This window comes from Psychrobacillus sp. PGGUH221 (assembly GCF_042055255.1).
Taxonomy (GTDB): domain Bacteria; phylum Bacillota; class Bacilli; order Bacillales_A; family Planococcaceae; genus Psychrobacillus.
This window is the reverse complement of sequence record NZ_JAQMHQ010000001.1, coordinates 669,924-685,481: the sequence shown is the minus strand read 5'-3', so window position 1 is coordinate 685,481 and position 15,558 is coordinate 669,924. Positions and strand designations below refer to the sequence as shown.

13 protein-coding genes and 1 riboswitch are annotated in these 15,558 nt (G+C 38.3%); of the genes, 10 read left to right on the top strand and 3 right to left on the bottom strand.

Annotation, left to right across the window (positions count from 1 at the left end):
- Positions 1 to 262 precede the first annotated feature (262 nt).
- Positions 263 to 2,329: a transglycosylase domain-containing protein gene (locus PGC35_RS03130; protein ID WP_056828120.1), complete on the bottom strand. Its 2,067-nt coding sequence runs from the start codon at positions 2,327 to 2,329 to the stop codon at positions 263 to 265.
- Between the two features lie 178 nt (positions 2,330 to 2,507).
- Here PGC35_RS03130 and speE point away from each other — a divergent pair, with 178 nt between their 5' ends.
- Positions 2,508 to 3,341 (top strand): spermidine synthase, encoded by an 834-nt coding sequence (gene speE, locus PGC35_RS03125; RefSeq protein WP_056828117.1) that lies wholly within the window; start codon positions 2,508 to 2,510, stop codon positions 3,339 to 3,341.
- Positions 3,342 to 3,345: 4 nt separating this feature from the next.
- Positions 3,346 to 4,218, top strand: coding sequence for an agmatinase (gene speB, locus PGC35_RS03120; RefSeq protein ID WP_375218159.1), 873 nt, complete (start codon positions 3,346 to 3,348; stop codon positions 4,216 to 4,218).
- 392 nt (positions 4,219 to 4,610) lie between these two features.
- Here speB and PGC35_RS03115 read toward each other — a convergent pair whose 3' ends face one another.
- Positions 4,611 to 5,696: a GGDEF domain-containing protein gene (locus PGC35_RS03115; RefSeq protein WP_375218158.1), complete on the bottom strand. Its 1,086-nt coding sequence runs from the start codon at positions 5,694 to 5,696 to the stop codon at positions 4,611 to 4,613.
- Positions 5,697 to 5,884: 188 nt separating this feature from the next.
- On the opposite strand from PGC35_RS03115, the gene PGC35_RS03110 reads away from it, so the two are divergent.
- Together PGC35_RS03110 and argS are read left to right on the top strand one after the other, a co-directional pair.
- Entirely contained in the window at positions 5,885 to 6,304 is a 420-nt protein-coding gene (locus tag PGC35_RS03110; protein ID WP_375218157.1) for a YwiB family protein, read from the top strand.
- Complete coding sequence (gene argS, locus PGC35_RS03105) at positions 6,305 to 7,972, top strand: arginine--tRNA ligase (protein WP_375218156.1); 1,668 nt, start codon at positions 6,305 to 6,307, stop codon at positions 7,970 to 7,972.
- 58 nt (positions 7,973 to 8,030) lie between these two features.
- Here argS and yyaC read toward each other — a convergent pair whose 3' ends face one another.
- The gene (gene yyaC / locus PGC35_RS03100) at positions 8,031 to 8,642 is read right to left on the bottom strand and encodes a spore protease YyaC (RefSeq protein WP_375218155.1); all 612 of its coding nucleotides are present in this window, start codon (positions 8,640 to 8,642) and stop codon (positions 8,031 to 8,033) included.
- 684 nt (positions 8,643 to 9,326) lie between these two features.
- A riboswitch (cobalamin riboswitch) is annotated at positions 9,327 to 9,466 on the top strand.
- 128 nt (positions 9,467 to 9,594) lie between these two features.
- Between yyaC and PGC35_RS03095 the strand changes: the two genes are divergently transcribed.
- From PGC35_RS03095 to PGC35_RS03070, 6 genes are read left to right on the top strand one after another with little or no spacing between them, the layout of a single operon-like run.
- Positions 9,595 to 10,563 (top strand): ABC transporter substrate-binding protein, encoded by a 969-nt coding sequence (locus tag PGC35_RS03095; protein ID WP_275789225.1) that lies wholly within the window; start codon positions 9,595 to 9,597, stop codon positions 10,561 to 10,563.
- Positions 10,564 to 10,567: 4 nt separating this feature from the next.
- Positions 10,568 to 11,551, top strand: a complete 984-nt coding sequence (locus tag PGC35_RS03090) for a FecCD family ABC transporter permease (protein ID WP_172794321.1) — start codon at positions 10,568 to 10,570, stop codon at positions 11,549 to 11,551.
- A gap of 1 nt (position 11,552) precedes the next feature.
- A complete protein-coding gene (locus tag PGC35_RS03085; protein ID WP_375218154.1) occupies positions 11,553 to 13,022 on the top strand; it encodes an adenosylcobinamide amidohydrolase in 1,470 nt (489 codons plus the stop codon).
- 1 nt (position 13,023) lies between these two features.
- Positions 13,024 to 13,983: an adenosylcobinamide-phosphate synthase CbiB gene (cbiB, locus tag PGC35_RS03080; RefSeq protein WP_375218153.1), complete on the top strand. Its 960-nt coding sequence runs from the start codon at positions 13,024 to 13,026 to the stop codon at positions 13,981 to 13,983.
- The gene (locus PGC35_RS03075; protein WP_375218152.1) at positions 13,970 to 15,046 is read left to right on the top strand and encodes a pyridoxal phosphate-dependent aminotransferase; all 1,077 of its coding nucleotides are present in this window, start codon (positions 13,970 to 13,972) and stop codon (positions 15,044 to 15,046) included. The genes cbiB and PGC35_RS03075 overlap by 14 nt, the downstream gene beginning before the upstream one ends.
- Positions 15,019 to 15,549, top strand: coding sequence for a bifunctional adenosylcobinamide kinase/adenosylcobinamide-phosphate guanylyltransferase (locus PGC35_RS03070; RefSeq protein WP_375218151.1), 531 nt, complete (start codon positions 15,019 to 15,021; stop codon positions 15,547 to 15,549). Before PGC35_RS03075 ends, PGC35_RS03070 begins: the two co-directional genes overlap by 28 nt.
- The last annotated feature ends 9 nt before the right edge of the window (positions 15,550 to 15,558 follow it).

Here is a 15,558-nt window from a genome sequence, read left to right as displayed (position 1 = left end):
TTGCATGGAAATTGTGACATTTCAGTTTTATGCTTAATATGGTTGAATTAATGCAAAAAAGAAAGTACAATTTACTTAAAGCTTACTTCAAAGTAATGCTAGGACACCTTAGTGAAAGTCACCATGTAAGAACTAGTGGAATTGTGACAACCCAATCCCGATTACTACAGTTTTCTGCAAGATACTTAACTAAGAAAAAGCTTTCTATTACCTAATTTAGGTATTAGAAAGCTTTTTATTTTGCTTTATTTAGTTAAGCTATCTATTCCCCAAAAAAGGAGAAAGGAAATAGGGACCACGGATCGTCATCTTCATTTTCTTCAAATGTATGTTGCTTCAATTTAGGATCTGTACATAACTTTTTGGGAACATCTTTTTCTTTCAAATAGACGAGTCGTTGCTTGCTGCAAGCAGAAGTTGCAATTCCACCCGTTTCTATATCGACAATAACTCCTCGAACACCAGGTGGAGATATAAATGGCTCCACTGGCAATCCTTGATGGGCTTTCTCCATAAATTCAATCCAAACTTGCTTTGTAACTTGCTTAGCTTCTGCATCACTTACTTGTTTTCCTTGGTCATAGCCATTCCATACACCTGCAGTTAATTGAGGAGAAAATCCGACTAGATATTGATCAGTATTGGTCGTCCCTGATTTTGCAGCATATGGTCGAGATTGCTTCGCACGAATGCTAATGCCTGTTGCCGGAGAATAATCATTAAAAATAGGGTCAAACATTCCTGTCATTAAATGGGATAAAAGGAATGCATCTTGTTCTAGCAGCACTTTTTTCTCTTTCAATTTTTCTTCTTCCACATCGTAAATAACTTTGCCTTCGTTATCTGTAATTTTAGTTATAAAAGTTGGTTTTCTTTGAATTCCTTTTGCAGAAATAGTGTTATAAGCTTTTGTCATTTCTAGCAAAGAAACTTCCGATGTTCCAAGAGCAGTTGCTGGTGTATCAGCAACTTTCATATTGATGTCAAATCGTTCAACTAATTGTTGGAATCGTTTATACCCAACTTCTTCTAGTGTTTTTACGGCATAAATATTATCAGAAATTGCAAGGGCCTGTGCCATAGAAATAGGATGATCTGCAAATTGACCATTCACATTTTTAGGTTCATATTCTTGACGCCCACTATCATAAGTGAAAATTGTACGCTCGCTCTTCAAATAGGTGAGTGGGGAAAAGCCGTTTTCGAGTGCAGTTGCATATAATAATGGCTTAATAATCGAACCAGGCTGCCTTTTTGCTTGGGTCACACGGTTAAATGGACTTTCTGCGTAGTTGCGTCCACCTACCATTGCGGTAACATAACCTGTTTTCGGCTCCATACTAACAAAACCAATTTGAAGTTCGCCATCTGGCATCCACTTTTCAATACTTTCCTCAGCTGCTTGTTGATGGTGCTTATTTAAAGTTGTTTGAATTGTCCAGCCACCTTCTTCTATACGATGACCTTTGCTTTTAACAATTTGGCTTGCTTCTTTCCAAACTTCTTCTAAAAAATATGGGGCTGTTTTCTTTGTTAAAATAGAATCTTCTGCTTTTAAGACGTAATTTTCCTCTAATGCCAGTTTTCTTTGATCTGCTGATATGAATTTTTGGTTTTCCATTAGCTTCAAGATAAGCTGTTGTCGAGTGACTGCTTTTTCTTCATTTACTAACGGAGAATAATGGGTTGGCCCCTTTGGTACAGCCATTAATAAAGCGGATTCTGCAAGTGTCAGTGATTTTGCGCTTTTACCAAAATAGTATCTACTTGCTGCTTCTACACCGTACATTCCATGTCCAAAGTAGACGGTATTCAAGTAGCCTTCAAGTAAGTCATCTTTTTCGTAAAAAATTTCTAATCGGTACGCATATAATGCTTCATTAATTTTACGATTCCATGTTTTTTCGTGTGTTAAGAATAAGTTACGTGCATATTGTTGGGTTATTGTGCTGGCCCCTTCTACTTTTTTGCCCGCTTTTACGTCCTTTAATAATGCGGAAGCAATTCGAGAATAATCAAATCCATTATGTTCATAGAACTCTTGATCTTCTACTGCAATAGCAGCTTGTGCAACGAAAGGCGACATTTCTTCTAAGGAAATCCAATAACGACGTTGTTCGTTAAATCGGTCACCAATCACGTTACCTTGATTGTCTAAAAAGACCGAAGAAATTGGTACTTGAATAATAGGAGCCCCAACGATTTGTGCATAAATACGAAGGGTAATAAATGCACTGAAAAACGCGCAAATAGCAGCAACACTTAGTAGAATAATCCTTTTCATGCGTTTTGAACGACTGGCTTTTTTTCGGTATTGTGCACGACGCATAAAAATCTACTCCGTTCTTTTTCGATGTTTTCATTAGTATGAGAACAATAGATTCAAATTAAACAGAGAAAGAAAAAACTATTGCACTTTCTTCAAAAACCTCTATACTTTCCTTTGTATTTATTTTTTTGATAAACTACAAATAACAAAAAATCATATTGGCAAGGGAGATAGATAAATGGCTGGATTTTGGTTTACAGAAAAACAAACCGAGAATTTTGGCATCACAATGAAGGTAAAACGTACACTTCATACAGAGCAAACGGATTTTCAACTGTTAGAGATGGCAGAGACAGAAGAGTGGGGGAACATGCTCTTTTTAGACGGAATGGTAATGACGTCACAAAAAGATGAATTTGTATACCATGAAATGGTTGCGCACGTTCCTTTATTTACACATCCTAATCCAGAAAACGTATTAGTTGTTGGAGGAGGAGACGGTGGAGTAATTCGTGAAATTATGAAGCATCCGAAAGTGAAAAAAGCAACGCTTGTTGATATAGATGGAAAAGTAATCGAGTATTCTAAAAAATATTTACCTGAAATCGCATGTGAGTTAGAAAATCCACGTGTGGACGTTCAAGTTGGAGACGGATTCATGCACATTGCAGAATCTGAAAACGAATACGACGTAATTATGGTTGATTCTACAGAGCCAGTGGGACCTGCTGTGAATCTATTTACAAAAGGCTTCTATGCTGGGATTTCCAAAGCACTTAAAGAAGATGGGATATTCGTTGCACAATCGGACAACCCTTGGTTCAAGGCTGACTTAATCAGACAAGTGCAAAAAGACGTGAAAGAAATTTTCCCAATTACAAATATGTACTTGGCAAACATCCCAACATATCCAAGTGGTCTATGGTGCTTCACGATTGGTTCGAAAAAATACGATCCATTACAAGTGCCGGACGAGCAATTCTTTGATATTGAAACAAAATATTACACAAAAGAGCTTCACAAAGCAGCTTTCGTCTTACCGAAATTTGTGAAGGATCTAGCAGGAGAGTAAGCCGATGAGATTTGATGAAGCTTATTCAGGAAATGTATTTATCAAAAGTAATCAAAACTACGAAGAAGCCCAAGCTGTAATTTACGGCATGCCGATGGACTGGACAGTAAGCTACCGTCCAGGTTCTCGTTTTGGTCCACAGCGAATTCGTGAGGTATCAATTGGTTTAGAGGAATATAGCCCATATTTAGATCGTGAGCTAGATGATGTAAACTATTTTGACGCGGGCGATATTCCACTTCCTTTCGGAAATGCTTCCAAAAGTCTGGATCTAATCGCTGGTTTTATCCGTCAGCTGCTACAAGATGGTAAAATTCCTGTAGGGATGGGCGGAGAGCACTTAGTATCATGGCCTGTTATGAAAACAGTAGCGGACAAATACGATAACCTTGCGATTATTCATATGGATGCTCACACAGATTTACGCGAGCAATATGAAGGAGAACCACTTTCCCATTCCACACCGATTCGTAAAATTGCGGAACACATTGGTCCAAAGAATGTATATTCTTTCGGAATTCGTTCTGGAATGAAAGAAGAATTCGACTGGGCAAAAGAAAATGGTATGCATATCGCTAAATTTGAAGTATTGGAGCCTTTGAAAGAAGTGCTTCCTACGTTAGAAGGACGACCTGTCTATGTAACGATTGATATAGATGTACTTGACCCTGCTCATGCACCTGGAACAGGAACAGTAGACTGCGGTGGTATCACAAGTCGCGAACTACTTGCTTCAATCCATGCAATCGCAAACTCAGGTGTTAATGTAGTCGGTTTTGACTTAGTAGAAGTAGCCCCAATTTACGACTCATCGGAGCAAACAGCGAATACTGCTAGTAAATTACTAAGAGAAATGATTCTAGGTTGGGTTAAATAGAAAGCAAAATAACCATGTTACTGCGACGAGCTTTGCGCAGGAGCAAACAGCGAATACTGCTAGTAAATTACTAAGAGAAATGATCTTAGGCTGGGTGAAATAGAAAGCAATTTTCTTTTTTATTGCGGAGCTGAACGAAGAGAAGCGGAAGAGAGTGGAAGGCGCGAAGACTCCTACGGGAACAGCACGAGCCGAAGCACCCGGACTGAGCGTAGCGAGGGAGAAGGCTGAGGCCGTGCCCGTGGAAAGCGTAGCGCCTGAAACGGAAATCGACGATTTCTTTGTATGTATTGTAAATAAAAAATACTATAGACAATTTCAAATTTCTTTGAGTTTGTCTACAGTATGACGTGATGTCCTTAAATGGACATCACGTTTTTCTAATTTTGACTTTATGTTTGTAGGATATGAATCACTTTTTTTCTTCCAGATGACTTTGCGATATAAAGAGCATCATCAGCCAACTTATACAACTCATTCACTTTGTCACCATTTTCGGGGTAGGAGCTTATTCCACCTGAGACGGTGATATGTAAATTATCTCCCGTTGAAACATGAAAAGGACTCTTCTCAATAGCTTGTCTAATTATTTCAGCGGCTTCTAAACTACTTTCTACCGTTGCATTTGGAAGAAGGACAGAAAACTCCTCGCCACCATTTCTAGAAACTATTCCTCCCCAAAAATTCGATGCACCCTTTAATCGAAGCCCTAATTCCTTTAACACTTCGTCTCCAATCGGGTGACCGTATGTATCATTTACTTTTTTGAAATGATCAATGTCTAGTAATATTAGTGAAAATCTATCATTCGTATTCAATAGATTTTGAGCATATTCTTGAAATTTCCGATTATTATTTAATTCTGTCAGATAATCAGTTACGGACATTTCTTCTATTTGGCGAATTTTATTAAAAAGATTATTTAATTGCTTTAAAATAATAAAAACAATCGAAAATGACACAATAGAATATATGACGAAACCGAAGACTGCCAAATAACTAGTAAATGACCAGTTATTTAATAAACAAATTACCAAAGAAGCTTGAATAACTGAATATGCAAAATAATAGGGAACATACCGAATACGAAGTTCAATTGGTTTATTCCTAATAAATAAACTTATAATAATTCCTATAACAATCGTATTTCCGCCAGCAATTAAAGAGTCTATTGAAAAGTCATACAGAAACATCCGAAAAATACCAATAATCGTTGCACTAATAAAGGTAGCGATAGGCCCGCCTAGGACCGCTGATAAGGAAATGACAGCCATTCTACCATCAACAATTACATGTTCTGATACAGCTATGGCTGTTAACATTAAGATACACCCAGTTAAACCACTTAAAATCCCAAGTATAAACGGATGATATTTAGTGGAAGGGATGAAAAGATTTAACTTATTTTGAAATGGAATATATGTAAGAATAGCAAATGTAAATAATATACAAAAATTTATGATGATATCTAAAAGCATTTATTCACCCTCAAATGACAGATTGCGTCTATTATAACCTCTTCAGGTGGAATAAGGTATTCCTTTTTGGATTAGTTGTCACATAAGTAAATTTTAAGATATAATGTGAAAGTTATATATATCCATGAGTTATTTAAAATGTACATAAAAGAGATATTTTACGTAAAAATGTTAAAAGGATGAAAGCAATGGCTCAACCATTAAAAAAATCAGTACATGTTCGTTTAAAATCCACCATTTGTCATCCAAATGTCGAGAAGGAAACATTCGATATTGAAACGACTGGAGAACTAGCGCTAAAAGGAAATCAGTCTTATTTAGTTTATGAGGAAGTCCAGGATGAGAAAATTGTCAGAACAACTGTCAAGCTTGGCGGTAAATCTGCTCTTATATTGCGAAGTGGTGGAGTCAAAATGCGATTACCGTTTGAAAGCGGTGAGCTTCAAACTGGGAGCTACGATACGGTTTATGGCACATTAATGATAACTACAAATACAACGCATCTACATTTTGAAGATGGCTATTTTCATGTCGAATATGAACTGCTGATCAATGATGAGGTTGCTGGTACATATACATTGGAACTAATTTATACGGAGGCGGATTAAATGAACGCAGTAGAAAAGGTACAACAGTCTATTAAAACGGCATTGCAAGAAGCAATTATAAAAGCGGAATTAGTAGAGGTAGAGCAAATTCCTTCTATTCATCTAGAAACACCAAAAGATAAAGCCAATGGCGATTATGCAACTAATATTGCGATGCAATTAACAAAGCTTGCGAAAAGAAATCCTCGTCAAGTTGCAGAAGCAATTGTTGAAAATCTGGATATGTCAGGCACGATGATGGAGAAAGTCGACATCGCTGGACCAGGATTTATGAACATCACAGTTCGTAAAGATTATTTACAAGAAGTTGTAAAAGCGGTCCTTGCGGAAAAAGAGAATTACGGACGTACTACTTCAGGTGCTGGAGAAAAGATTCAAGTAGAATTTGTGTCAGCGAATCCAACAGGTGACTTACATTTAGGTCATGCTCGTGGTGCATCTGTAGGGGATTCATTATGTAATGTACTTGATTTTGCAGGGTACGATGTTGCACGCGAATATTATATTAATGACGCTGGTAATCAAATTCATAACTTGGCAGTGTCCATTGAAGTTCGTTATTTTGAAACATTAGGACTAGAAAGAGAAATGCCAGAAGACGGCTATCGTGGACAAGATATTATCGATATTGCAGCAGAACTTGTGAAAGAGCATGGCGATAAATTTGTCTCTATGTCAGATGAAGAGCGCTATAAAGCGTTCCGTGCGCATGGATTAAAAGTAGAGCTTGCTAAATTACAAAAGGATTTAGCTGATTTCCGAGTTGGATTTGATAACTGGTACTCAGAAACTTCTTTATATGAAACAGGAAAAATTGACGTTGCCTTAGATAAATTAAAAGCAAACGGACATATTTTTGAGGAAGAAGGAGCTACATGGTTCCGCTCTACTACTTTTGGAGATGACAAAGACCGTGTATTAATTAAAAGTGATGGCTCTTTCACGTATTTATTACCGGATATTGCATACCATGAGGACAAATTAGTTCGTGGGTTCGACCAACTGATCAATATTTGGGGAGCAGACCACCATGGTTATATCCCACGTATGAAAGCGGCAATCGAGGCACTAGGATACGAACGTGAAAAACTGGAAGTATCAGTTATTCAAATGGTTCAGCTGTATAAAGACGGCGAAAAAATGAAAATGAGTAAGCGTACAGGGAAGGCAGTTACAATGCGCGAGCTTGTAGAAGAAGTTGGACTGGATGCGGTTCGTTATTTCTTCGGTATGCGTTCTGGTGATTCTCATATGGATTTCGATCTTGATTTAGCTGTTTCCCAGTCGAATGAAAACCCAGTATATTATGCACAATATGCGCATGCACGTATTTGCTCTATTCTACGCTCAGCTGAAACACAAGAGATGAAAGCGTCGACCGATTCACTTGAGTTATTACAAAGTGAAAAAGAATTAGACTTATTGAAAAAAATAGGTGACTTCCCACAAGTAGTAGCGGACGCTGCAAAACTTCGTGCACCTCACCGAGTGGCAACATATATTCAAGAGCTAGCTGCAACATTCCATAGCTTCTACAATGCCGATAAAGTATTGGACGCAGAAAACATGGCATTATCAGAAGCTCGACTTGCTTTAGTGACATCTGCTCGTCAAACAATCTCAAACGCTCTACGTTTAATTGGCGTAGCTGCTCCTGAAAAAATGTAATAATGAACACTTCATTCTAGGTGTTATAACAATTGGATAAAACAAAAATGACGATGAATCAAAAAGGATTCATTGTCATTTTTATATTGTTCTTGTTTTGGACTGACTTCAATAAAATTGCAGACGTAATTTTTGCAAGGCTCATAACAGTGCTTAATCTCGTATTATTTAAAGAGTATGTAGGAAAGCTCGGATCTAAATAGTTTACAATCGCTTTTAATTGATAGTTTCCCACTTCGGGAAGCGGATTATTAATAGCATTTCCAGGAATGAGGGGACCATCTTTTAATATAATTGATCCGATTTGGTGATTATCTCCTAAACAGGCATCCACACTAAAAATAATTGGTTCATTGAACTGGCTATTAATTTCTTTTAATACAGCTTCTAAATTTAGTGCGTGAACGGGCTCTTCGATTGTTCCGAATACATGATATGGAAAGTTTTTTTCTTTTAGCATCGTTCCAACAAAGGGACCGAAAGAATCCCCAGTCGATCGATCTGACCCAATACATAAAAAGACAATATCAATGGTGCCAGTCTCACATAATGTACTAAGCAGATAAGACATCTCATTCATATCTTCTTCTGTCGAAGAATTTAATGAATAACTGTAATACAACTTCTTAGTTTGTGTATGCACTCTTCTTTTTTTCTTAAAAGGAAACAACCCGTTGCGCCCCCTTGAAAATAATAGATTTTTTATTAGAGTATCATGAAAACGTTTTCACTGAAAGTTTTGTATAACAACTCGAATTTAATTTTGGAACCGTTAATTTCCGTTCCAGGCGGACGCTTTCCGCCGGCATGGCTTCAGCCGCTTCCCTCGCTCCGCTCAGTCCAGGGTCTTCAGCTCATGCTATTCCGGCTGGAGTCGCCGCCTTCCAAACCAATAAAATGGACAAAAAAACAAAATAAAAATCGATATCAATTAACCTACTGCCTTTTTTCTTCAGTGGGGCATTCGGTAGCTTGCAATTGAATAAGATAGCATCTATTCACTAATTATCCAAAAAGGTATTAACCAGTTTTCAAAAGTTAAAGGAGAGCGACGAACAGACTGCAGCAACAATATTACCGAAAAAAGAAGGGTTGATCTTGACGACAGTCACGGCCAACCCTTCAAAATAATCCTGCGGTAACTTTGAAGCCAAAGTCTGTCCAAAGCAATCCGAAAACAATTGTAACCAGTTTTTGCTTTTTAAAGGGCTCGCTTGCGCTTTTCTAATATATTTTAAATGAATCGGTTGAATAAAGTCGATAATCGGTTGAATACAACTAATATCAGTCGAATACTATGAAAACTTCTGTCGACAATAAAATGTTTTAAGGTATAATGAAATCGATGCATCAAGAATATTTTGAACATAAAGGTGCTTGCTAGTTTACTAGTAAGTTAAAAGGGAAGCTGGTGCAAGTCCAGCGCGGTCCCGCCACTGTAAGTGATTGTACATGATCACAAGTCAGAAAACCTGCCTTTATGCGTTTACACTTTACTACCTACGAGGATAGGTTATGTGTAAGTCCGCTTGGCATGTTTTAACCTAGCAGATTTATACCTATTCTATCTCTCGTTCATGGAACGAGAGATTTTTATTTGCACAAAAATGGAGGAATTACAGATGAAGAAGTTATGGCAATTATGGATGACATCCGCACTTGCAGTATTATTGTTAGTTGGATGTTCTCAAGAAGAAGCAAAACCTGTTGAAGACAAGGACACTACTCAAGAGGAAGCGACAATAGAAGAAACAGAATTCCCGATTACGATGACCGATGCGGTTGGCAATGAGATAACGTTGGAAGAGGCACCAAAAACAATCGTTTCGATGTTGCCAAGTAATACAGAGATTTTATTTGCGCTTGGACTTAATGAAGAAATTATTGGAGTAAATGACTACGATAACTACCCTGAGGAAGCGCTTGAAAAAGAGAAAATCGGCGGTATGGAATTCAACGTAGAAAAAATTGTATCCATGAATCCAGAAATCGTGTTTGCACATGAGTCAATGTTGGGAGCTGGCGATGCAGGTTTACAACAAATCCGTGATGCTGGTGTAAAAGTGTTTGTCGTAAAAAATGCGGCTGATTTTAATGAAACATATACAACTATCGAACAAATTGGTCGTGCTACAGGAAAATTACCAGAGGCACAAAAAATTGTGGAAGATATGAAAGCAAAAGTAGAAGAAGTAAAAGCAAAAGTGGCGAATGTAGAAACAAAGAAAACTGTGTTCGTTGAAACTTCTGATGTTCCGGAAATTTATACACCTGGTAAAGGGACATTTATGCAAGAAATTTTAGATATGGTAAATGCGGAGAATATTGCGGCTGATCAAGAGGGCTGGTTTATGATAGCTCCAGAGGAAATTGTAAACCGTAATCCAGATGTGATTATCGTAATGTATAGCTACGTAGAAGGAATTGTAGATAGTGTGAAGGCACGTGATGGTTTTGATACGATTAATGCTGTTAAAAATGATGCAGTAGTACAGGTTGATGAAAACTTAACTAGTCGAACAGGCCCACGTCTTGCAGAAGGATTAGAAGAAGTAGCGAAAGCAATCTATCCGGAGGCTTTTAGTGAGTAAATCCATGATCGGCTACACCTTGTCTATTATTGCTCTTTTAGTGGCGATATGGCTAGGTGTATCGGTCGGATCCGTAAAGGTACCGATCAGCACATTATGGGATAGGGGAGCAGATGAAATTGCGACCAATATCGTTTGGAAAATTCGCTTGCCGCGGGTTGTTCTTGCAGGGTTAGTTGGTGCATCACTAGCCATTGCAGGAGCCGCGTTTCAAGGTTTATTAAAAAACCCGCTTGCCGACCCTTATACGTTAGGAGTGTCGTCCGGTGCCTCAGTAGGCGCTGTGGCTACGCTCTTTTTCGGTATTTCGGTACCATTTCTAGGAATTTATACGTTACCCATTTTCAGTATGATAGGTGCATTAGTTACGATGCTTCTTGTCATTACATTTGCCAAATTAGTCGATCGTGCGATGAAAATGGAGACGATTATTTTAACTGGAATCATTTTTAGTTCTTTTTTAGGCTCGGTTATATCATTAATGATTGCGTTAACAGGAGAAGAGCTTAGGCAAATCATCGGCTGGCTGCTTGGTAGTGTATCGATGCGAGGCTGGAGCTATGTACAGATGGCATTACCTTTTATCGTCATAGGTTCGATTTTATTAGCTTTAAACAGAAGAGAATTAAATGCACTGTTATTTGGTGAAGAACGTGCAAAGCATCTTGGAGTTAATGTAAAAAGAAGAAAAATGATGATCTTGATAGGCGGGTCTATGTTGACGGGAACAGCAGTAGCAGTATCTGGAACAATTGGTTTTGTTGGGCTTGTTGTTCCACATATGACGAGACTTTTATTTGGATCGGATCATCGACATGTATTACCTCTTAGCTTCATCAATGGAGCATCCTTACTCATTATCTGCGACTTAGTTTCTCGTACAATAATTTCACCAACCGAGCTACCAATTGGAGTAATCACTGCATTTATTGGTGCACCAGTGTTCGCATTTATTTTCTTTAGACAGCGAAAAAAAGGAGGCGTTTAACATGTTGAAGGTAGGAAACTTGTCAGGTGGTTACGACCATAAATTAATCGTTAAGGACGTCTCCTTTGAAGTTGGAAAGGGTGAAATGCTTGGAATACTTGGTCCCAATGGAAGTGGGAAATCTACTTTGCTGAAGGTGATGAGTGGGATTTTACCAATGAGTTCTGGGGACGTATTAATAGAGGGGAAATCACTGCAATCGTACTCATCTAAAGAGCTAGCTAAAAAAATGGCAGTTTTGCCACAATTACATAGTCAAGCATTTTCACATACGGTTAGGGATACAGTATCTCTTGGCCGATATCCGCACCAAAGCGGATGGTTTTCCTCTTGGTCACATGAAGATGAAGTAGCTGTTAAGGAAGCAATGAAACTAACAGCAATGGAAGTGTACGAGCATCAATTACTTGACCTATTATCCGGTGGGGAGCAGCAGCGAGTATTTGTTGCTCAAGCACTTGCACAACAAGCACCAATATTTTTGCTCGATGAACCGACAAACCATTTAGACATTGCACACCAAAAACAATTACTCGATACTATTAAAACGCAAACAATTGAAAAAGGAATTACCGTCATAAGTGTATTTCATGATATAAACCTTGCATCCCTATATTGTGATAGGCTGTTATTAATGGAGCAAGGGGAAATTAAAGCAATCGGAGAGCCTCATGAAGTAGTTAAGAAAAATCAGATTGAAACAGTGTACCAAGCACGAGTTAGTACGAATCCACATCCAGAACTTCCAAAGCCGCAGATCACTATTCTTCCTGATGTGAATGAAAAGATAGTAAATGACCAAATAACAACCGAAAACTTTCAGGTTACAGATGAGCTCGTTGTATTTCAAGCAGAAAAGCAGCTAAGAACATGGTCATCTGCTGTCATAAATGCAGGAAGTGGCTGGTATCGATCATTTGTAAATAGAAGAGTAGATGCACAGTATAATATTGATAATGCTCAGATGGAAATGCAGGAGTTCCTTGCAAATCATGGTTTTTCTGAAACAGAGACAGTTGGAATGATGACAGCTGTTCAAACGAAAGATGCTGTTATTAAGGAGTATGAAGGAGACTTTGGTTCTGTCTTCATCATGGTGACAGCAGGTGTTGGAAATGCAGTAGATGTATCAAAAGCGTATGAAGTTGAAAATTTTCCGGTAGTAGGAACTATTAATACTTGGATTATAATAAACGGAACTCTTGCTGAAGAAGCATTTCTACAAGCAGTGATAACTGCAACAGAAGCAAAAACGAAAGCGCTAACCGCTGAATCTGTAATGGATCCACGAACAGGCACAATCGCAACTGGTACATCTACAGATAGCATTTTAGTGGCTGCGACGCAGCAAGGGAGCTATATTCCATATGCTGGGCCAATCACAGAAATAGGAAAGAAAATTGGACTCGGTGTGTTTGAATGTACCGTAGAAGCAATCCAAACTTATAAAAAAGTAAAAGGCTGGGTGTAGGATGGGTCCGCATATTATTGCCATAGCAATTGGTCTAATACTAGACAAAATAATAGGTGACCCGCCAAATTGGCCTCACCCCGTTCGATGGATTGGTAATCTCATTTCAAAGCTTACTGCTTTGCTAAATAGAGGGAATGGACGGAAAGCAAAAGGGTTTTTACTTGTTTTCATCGTAGTAGGAATTACTTTCATCTTTACAGTAGTTGTTTTAATTGCTGCTTATTCTGTTCACGTAATTGTAGGGATTGCTTTGGAAAGTATATTAATTGCTTCTGGGCTAGCGCAAAAAAGCTTGAAGGATGCTGCGATGGAAGTTTATAAACCATTGGTGGATAAAGATTTACCAGCAGCAAGACAAAAACTTTCGTGGATTGTTGGTCGAGATACTGAAAAATTAGATGAAAAGGAGATCACGCGAGGTGTCGTAGAAACCGTTTCTGAAAATATAAGCGATGGGATCACCGCTCCTCTCTTTTATGCATTTTTATTTGCAGGTGCCCCTGGACTTTGGGTCTATAAGGCAATTAATACACTAGATTCAATGGTCGGGTACAAAAATGAAAAGTACGAGGAGTTCGGTTATGCATCTGCAAAACTTGATGATATTGCAAACTACATTCCAAGTCGCATGACTGGCTATATCATCATGCTTTGGGGTAAGAAAGAAAGCACACTTCCTTTTAAAGAGCGGATGAAAGGATGGTGGCTGGATGCGAAAAAACATCCAAGCCCAAATAGTGGCTATTTAGAAGCTGCGACTGCCTATCAACTTGGAATTCAACTAGGTGGAATAAATACATATAAAGGAATCATTTCTAACCGGGCATTAATGGGTATTGGAGAGATTCCGCTTAACCCTAGTCATATATTAAGTACCATCTCCCATTTAAATACAGCAGTATTTCTATTTTGGCTTTGGTTGATGGTGATTGGAGGAGTTTTACTTGTCATTACCTAATCATGGTGCAAATGCTCATCATCTCTATGAAAGTCTTGGGATTAACATACCTGAAGCAATAATAGATTATAGTGAAAACGTGAACCCTCTAGGACCACCACCTTTTGTTAAAGAGAATTGGGCATCATATGCAAGTTTAATCACTAAATACCCTGATCCACACGGAGAGCCATTTTTATCAGCTGCCGCTACATATCATAAAGTTCCGATCAACCAGGTGATAGTAGGGAATGGGGCTGCTGAAATATTCTCAAGTCTTGCAAAACGCTATGTAAACAAGCGTGCCGTTTTGATCCATCCTACGTTTTCAGAATATGCTGCAACGTTAGCACCCTATCACGTGTACATAAAAGAAATTATTGCCATACAAGCTTTACCTTTAGAGGAAGTATTGGATGAAGTAGAATTTGCAGAAGTTATTTATATTTGCAGACCAAATAATCCTACTGGGTATTTAATTCCTTTAAAAGAAATTATACAAATTGCAGAGTATGCGAAAAGATATAAATGTGAAGTCATTTTAGATGAAGCTTTTCTTGATTTTATCGATGAAGGAGAATCCTTTATACCGCATTTAAAAGATTTTCCGAACGTTATCGTTGTTCGTTCGATGACTAAAATGTATGCAATTCCTGGGTTGCGACTTGGCTATGCAATTGCTAGTGAACAAATTATTAAAGAAACTCGTACAACCATGCCGCATTGGAATAGTAATGCCATTGCGACATCGATAGGTGCAGCTTGCCTAAAGAAAGAGGATTATCGACTACAGGCTATTGCATTTGCGAAAGAAATGCGAAAGAAATTTACTATATTTCTTGAAAAATGGCATTGTGTAGTACTTCCATCAAGAACGAATTTTATTTGCTTTCAACTTTCTAATCCTGAACGTTCTATGGAATTTTTTACGTATTTATTAACAAAGGGCTATGTACTTCGACATACCGAGAACTTTAAAGGTCTGGATGGTAAATGGTTTCGTGTAGGAATGAAGGAAGAAATACACATGGAGCGATTGCAGAAGGAGATGAATAAATGGTTCGAGGGAAACTGGTCTTCATAACGGGTGGTGTACGTAGCGGAAAAAGTAGCTTTGCCGAGAAATATTTGATGAATGAGCACGCTAAACGCAACGTGTATGTAGCTTCAGGAGTTGCGGTGGATATAGAAATGAAGAAACGAATTGAACGGCATCAGCAAGATCGCGAAAATTATCCGGTCGAGTGGGTGACCATTGAGCAGCCTCGACACTTCGAGAAAATCCTTTCCCATATCCAGGATGGAGACGGAGTCCTATGGGATTGTGTTACCACCTGGCTTGCCAATGAGCTCTATGAGGGAGACATGGAGTTGATAGAAGAACGTCTCCATGATGCAATTAATCAAGTTATAGAAAAAGCAAAAGTTATGGTCATTGTTTCAAATGAAGTGCTGGATGAACCGTTATCCAACCATGAAGAGGTTATCCTCTATCAAAAGTGGATCGGACAAATTCATCAACGGCTTGTGGCGAAAGCAGATTATGCCTTTGAGATGGAATATGGTTTAAGTCATCAGTGGAAGTGAGGGGTATAA